The organism is Paucilactobacillus nenjiangensis (assembly GCF_005405445.1).
Lineage (GTDB): Bacteria > Bacillota > Bacilli > Lactobacillales > Lactobacillaceae > Paucilactobacillus > Paucilactobacillus nenjiangensis.
In genome coordinates this window covers 1-5,302 of the sequence record NZ_BJEB01000086.1, presented here as the reverse complement: position 1 = coordinate 5,302, position 5,302 = coordinate 1, and the positions used below count along the sequence as shown (strand labels likewise).

The following is a 5,302-nucleotide window of genomic DNA, read 5'->3' as shown; positions in this document are numbered from 1 at the left end:
GCATTTTCACTGGGTGCAATGCGATAATCAAGAACTTCTTTAATTCCAGTGGGTGTAATTCCTAAGGCAATATAAACCGCTTCTCTTTGAACTGTGTCACGACGCAAAGGTAAATAAGTTGCATCTAAGAATAAGCAAACATAGTTTGCTTTAATGGTTCGTTGATGAAAAGCTTCAATCTGCTCAGTTACTTGAGCAGTAATGTTAGAAACAGTTGTAGCTGAATAATAAGAACCATACATTTTCTCAATCAAATCAGCGATTTCACGAGTGGTAACACCTTTAGAGTAAAGTTGAATAATTGTAGTTTCTAAAGCATCTTGACGACGAGAATAAGCTGGAAGTAAATGATTATGAAACTTGCCTTGTCGGTCACGCGGCACAGCAATTTTCAACTTACCATATTCGGAATCAATTAACCGAAAGTATTGACCATTCCGATAATTGTTAGCCTTAAAACCATTACGTTCATAAGGATCATAACCGAGTAACGAAGTTAACTCAGCTTGTAAGATTTGATTAATAGCTTTTTCAAGTTGTTGGCGAAAAAGTTCTTTAACATCGCCATTTGATAATAGAGTTTTGGTTAAATCTTTGGTAAACTGTTCCATGGGGAATCACTCCGTTTTGGTTTGGTTTGACGATTTAATCATACGGGGAAGGGATTCCCTTTTCAATAGGATTTTATTTATTTACACAAACTATTTTATACTCTCGGATGAACCAATCGTTCGGTAATCCTAATGGCGTGATGCTACCAAATTCCATATTAGTCTGTTCAATTACAAACTCAAGTGGGGCAAAGGAAACTTTGGAAACGTCCAAGGCGTGCTTAGCGGGGCTGCCAGTGTTAGCTTTACGTCCATAGGGAACTAAAACTGCTGCATGTTTGACTAAGCCATTTCTTTTTCCTTGGACGACTAGGCAATTTAATTCTGATTCAAAAGGAACATTGTATTGCTCATGGAGTAATTCTCCGTCGGCAAAGTCGGGATTAATTTCTGCGACTTGAACTTTGTCTAATAAATCTAATGTATGTAGTTGTTGATAAATTGATTCTGGAACTAAGTGACTGGCTTGTTGTACGGGTTGAAAATCTAAATTCATAAAATGGGTCTCTTATTATTGCATTTGCAATAATAACACTAAAAAAGAAATAATTCAAATAAAGTTTAAATATTTGTAAGTAAAGTTAACAGATTGTGCTAAACCAAAGTTTCGCGGTATAATATTTGATAATAAAAAATGGAGGAACTAAGTATGACGTTAGTTGCGTTACTAATCGACGTAGTTGTCGCTGGACTGTATTTTGTTTAAAAACAAGCAATGTCACAAAGTATGTTTTGGTTGGGCCTGATTGTTCAAGTAGTTTTAACCGTTATTTTGTTGTTTATGGTTTTCACTTATAAAGGACAACGCAAAGTGAAATGGTTTGATTTTGAAAATTGGATTCACCCTTGGACCTTACGTTACGGAATCATCATGTTTTCAATGATTTTGAACGCAATTTTAATTTTCTTGTATTGGCTCAATGTGTCGGGAACTAATACGCTAGTCTTTAATAGTTAAAAAATGGAGTCGTTGAGCAAAACGTTTAGTTTTGTCGCGACTCCATTAGTATTTGATGGATAAATTTAAGTATCGTTGCGCGAGAACCGCTGCTTGTTGTTCATTGACAATCACACCACGGATTGAAGCTAGGTCTGCTTCCAGTGATTCAAAACTATTTGAGGTTAAATCTAGACCCTTGAGTGAGGTGCCGTACGTGGAGATTTGATTGAGTTTACATGAAGCAAAGGTAGTCTTCGTTAATTTATTATCGGCAAAACCGACGTCTTTTAAACTAGTTTCAATAAAGTGAGTGGTCTTCAGTTGCACCTTGTTAATGCTGGCAAGATCCATGAGACAATTTTCGAATTCACAAGTACTGATGTAGGCATTATTCAGGTTTAGTCCTAACATTTTACAGTTTCGAAATTCACAGCGTAACAGGACTGCTTCTTCGAGGTTACAGTTGGAAAAATCACAGTTATTGAAAATTACATCGGTGGCCTCGAATTTGTAAAACGAACTCGTCGTGAGGGTGACACGATTAAAAATCGATTGTTCTACATAAGGATGGTCAATTTGCTGTTCTTCGGAAAATTCATTTTCAATTAATTTGTCAGTTAACAAAAAATCTTCTTCGTCAAAAATATCAAAAAATGATGCAGGTGAGAGGTTATCGGCCAAAACTTTAGCAACGAGCATTAGTATGACTCCTTTAGGTTATTTTTTAGTGAATAAATTGGCACTTTTGGTTCGTTCAATAATCTTTTTACGATCCTTAAAGATAAAAATGACTAAGAAAATTAATGCGGCGGCTAATAAGATAAATAAAATGGCAGAGGTCCAGTGTTGTTTCATCAATTCATCGCCACCAAATGCGTAGATAAAGGCAATTGGCGTGCTACCAAGGATGATACAAGAAACGGTTTGCCAAGAACTTGTTTTCATCTTGACCGCGGCCATACTAGTCATAAATGAGGGGATAAAGGGCACAGCATAGCCAATAATTAGTCCAATTCGGGGATGCTCCATATTAATTATCGCGTCCAGGTATTTGTTCGTGCGTTCTTTTTTCATTAATCCGTCGACGAACGTCAAAGCAAACACATCTAACATATTGCCTAACGAAAAACCAATCGCACTAATCGTGGCGCCGAGTAATTTACCAAAACAAATTCCGGCGGCGATGGCAAAGATTGATGCCGGGGCGCCTGGAATGCCAGAAACGACAATTAATAAGATTAAGAAAATGACCACGTCATAAGCGGAATAGTCTCGCAGTAACGCTAAGATTGTTTTCAAATCGTTGGTATTGTCCCACAGTGCACTGAATTGGCTATAGTAATTACGAACCAGTAAGGCAATTAGGCCAAGCGCAATTAAGACACCTAGGGATATTAAAATGTGTTTGGCATATTTATTCATGCATCTTCCTCAAATCGTTAACAGTCAAATAATCTTATCATAATTCAGGTAAATTAGACAAAAGCCAGCCAATTATGTCATAAATAGTGTATGATTATGAGAAATCAATGAAATTTAGGAGGATTTACCGATGACTGAATTTAGAATTGAACATGATACTTTGGGAGAGGTGAAAGTGCCAATCGATGCCCTGTGGGGACCACAAACTGAGCGGAGCCGTCACAATTTTCCAACAGGACCTTTAATGCCAGTACACTTAATTCGAGCTTTAATTAATATAAAGTCTGCCGCAGCACAAGTTAACGACGATAAACAATTAATTGACCATAAAAAGGCTGATGTCATTGTTTCGGCCGGCAAACAATTGCTTGCGTTATCAGATGAAGAATTAATGAAAGATTTTCCCCTACATATTTACCAAACTGGTTCTGGTACTCAAACTAACATGAATGTAAATGAGGTTTTAGCCAACGTTAGTAATCAAATTGATGACTTTGTTGAAATACTCCCCAATGATGATGTGAATAAATCGCAAAGTTCCAATGACACTTTTCCAACGGCGATGAACATTGCTGCAACTCAAGCTATCATCGAGTTCACGCCAGTGGTTGAACATTTGATTGCGACCTTAAAAGAAAAACAAACCAAATATTGGGACGTGGTTAAATTAGGCCGGACTCATTTACAAGATGCAACGCCATTGACATTTGGTCAAGAAATTAGTGGTTGGGTGAGTGCTCTAGAACACGATTTAAGCTACATTCAAGACTTAAGTCAAACCTTATTGGAATTACCAATTGGTGGAACTGCTGTCGGCACAGGTTTGAATGCACCTGCCGACTTTGATGAAAAAATTATCGAACGGTTGAATTCAATTTATGGATTACAATTTAAACCGCAAAACAAATTCTTTGGTCTCGCATCACATTCTGGCTTGACCGCAGTTCACGGGGCATTACGCACGCTAGCCGTAGATTTATTGAAAATTGCGAACGATATTCGCTTTTTGGCCAGTGGACCACGGGCTGGCTATGGTGAATTGACAATTCCTGCCAATGAACCGGGCTCATCAATCATGCCGGGGAAGGTTAATCCTACTCAAGCAGAAGCCGTCACAATGACAGCCACCCGGGTGATGGGTAACGATACGACAATTGAAGTTGCAGCCAGCCAAGGTAATTTTGAGATGAATGTCTACAAGCCAGTGATTATTTCTGCTTTCTTGGAATCAGTGTCACTGTTGACAGGAGTGTTGGGACCATTTACTGACAAGATGGTGGCCGGAATCACAGTCAACGAAGGTAGAATGAAGGATTTGATTGATAATTCTTTGATGACAGTGACTTCCCTGTCACCAAAAATTGGCTATCATAAAGCTGCTGAAATTGCGCAACAAGCCCATGAAGATGATACTAATTTGAAAACAGCTGCTTTAAAACTAGGTTATGTGACAGCTGAAGAATTCGATCAATTAGTAGATCCATTGAAAATGACGAATAATAACCGTTAACTTGTAAACGAGTTGTCGAAATGACAGCTCGTTTTTTTGTTTAAAATTTATTACCACTTATATTTAATAATCGTCCTGTTATCTTGGAATTACTTATTTTATATCCAATCTTTGTTATCTTTTTGATATTAAATACGAGAGGGTAAAAGATAATGAGTATCTTTGAAGCAAAAAGCATTACAAAAGAATTTAACAACCATCGAGTTGTAAACAGTATTAATTTAAGAGCAGATAAGGGTCAGCTGATTGCATTTTTGGGCCCTAATGGTGTTGGTAAATCGACTACTATAGACATGTTAACAGGGCTTATATCCCCAACAAAAGGGAAAATTAGCTTGAGTGGCGTAAAGGTTAATAGTGCTCAGTTTAGAAATAAAATTGGTGTTGTATTTCAGGATAGTGTTTTGGATCACAATTTAACAGTACTTCAAAATTTGATTACTCGAGCTAAATTATATCCGCAATTTAGTCAAGCGTATTTCGAAGAATTGATTAGACAATTTGAACTTGAAAATATTTTAGATAAAAAATATGGTATTTTGTCAGGTGGACAACGTCGAAGGGTAGATATTGTTAGGGCTTTGGTACATGAACCAGAATTATTATTTTTAGATGAACCATCTACAGGTTTAGATATTCAAACTAGAAACAAAATTTGGGATATTTTAAATGAAATTAGACATAAAAAACTGTTAACGATTATTCTAACGACTCATTATTTAGAGGAGGCAGAATATTCAGAGGTAGCGTCAAGAATCTTGTGTAAATGAAATGCCTTCGTACATATAATATGTATCTAACTTAAATAAATGATGCTTC

General features: G+C 36.8%; 7 protein-coding genes. 3 read left to right on the top strand and 4 right to left on the bottom strand.

Annotation, left to right across the window (positions count from 1 at the left end; genetic code table 11):
- Nucleotides 1-611 (bottom strand): IS256 family transposase (locus FFM59_RS09560; RefSeq protein ID WP_174795654.1); only part of this gene is annotated, 611 nt, incomplete at its 3' end.
- Between the two features lie 73 nt (nucleotides 612-684).
- On the bottom strand, nucleotides 685-1,107 hold the full coding sequence (locus FFM59_RS09555; protein ID WP_137602810.1) for a YbaK/EbsC family protein: 423 nt from the start codon (nucleotides 1,105-1,107) through the stop codon (nucleotides 685-687).
- Between the two features lie 219 nt (nucleotides 1,108-1,326).
- Between FFM59_RS09555 and FFM59_RS09550 the strand changes: the two genes are divergently transcribed.
- Nucleotides 1,327-1,569 (top strand): hypothetical protein, encoded by a 243-nt coding sequence (locus FFM59_RS09550; protein WP_137602809.1) that lies wholly within the window; start codon nucleotides 1,327-1,329, stop codon nucleotides 1,567-1,569.
- Between the two features lie 45 nt (nucleotides 1,570-1,614).
- On the opposite strand, the gene FFM59_RS09545 is transcribed toward FFM59_RS09550, so the two are convergent.
- The gene (locus FFM59_RS09545) at nucleotides 1,615-2,250 is read right to left on the bottom strand and encodes a pentapeptide repeat-containing protein (protein ID WP_137602808.1); all 636 of its coding nucleotides are present in this window, start codon (nucleotides 2,248-2,250) and stop codon (nucleotides 1,615-1,617) included.
- 18 nt (nucleotides 2,251-2,268) lie between these two features.
- Entirely contained in the window at nucleotides 2,269-2,973 is a 705-nt protein-coding gene (locus FFM59_RS09540) for a TVP38/TMEM64 family protein (protein ID WP_137602807.1), read from the bottom strand.
- A gap of 130 nt (nucleotides 2,974-3,103) precedes the next feature.
- Here FFM59_RS09540 and FFM59_RS09535 point away from each other — a divergent pair, with 130 nt between their 5' ends.
- Together FFM59_RS09535 and FFM59_RS09530 are read left to right on the top strand one after the other, a co-directional pair.
- Nucleotides 3,104-4,483 (top strand): class II fumarate hydratase, encoded by a 1,380-nt coding sequence (locus FFM59_RS09535; RefSeq protein ID WP_137602806.1) that lies wholly within the window; start codon nucleotides 3,104-3,106, stop codon nucleotides 4,481-4,483.
- Nucleotides 4,484-4,635: 152 nt separating this feature from the next.
- On the top strand, nucleotides 4,636-5,253 hold the full coding sequence (locus FFM59_RS09530; RefSeq protein WP_137602805.1) for an ABC transporter ATP-binding protein: 618 nt from the start codon (nucleotides 4,636-4,638) through the stop codon (nucleotides 5,251-5,253).
- The last annotated feature ends 49 nt before the right edge of the window (nucleotides 5,254-5,302 follow it).

Coding starts and splice junctions, on each gene's coding strand:
- FFM59_RS09555 (WP_137602810.1), bottom strand. CDS start 1,107: ATGAATTTAGATTTTCAACCCGTACAACAAGCCAGTCACTTAGTTCCA.
- FFM59_RS09550 (WP_137602809.1), top strand. CDS start 1,327: ATGTCACAAAGTATGTTTTGGTTGGGCCTGATTGTTCAAGTAGTTTTA.
- FFM59_RS09545 (WP_137602808.1), bottom strand. CDS start 2,250: ATGCTCGTTGCTAAAGTTTTGGCCGATAACCTCTCACCTGCATCATTT.
- FFM59_RS09540 (WP_137602807.1), bottom strand. CDS start 2,973: ATGAATAAATATGCCAAACACATTTTAATATCCCTAGGTGTCTTAATT.
- FFM59_RS09535 (WP_137602806.1), top strand. CDS start 3,104: ATGACTGAATTTAGAATTGAACATGATACTTTGGGAGAGGTGAAAGTG.
- FFM59_RS09530 (WP_137602805.1), top strand. CDS start 4,636: ATGAGTATCTTTGAAGCAAAAAGCATTACAAAAGAATTTAACAACCAT.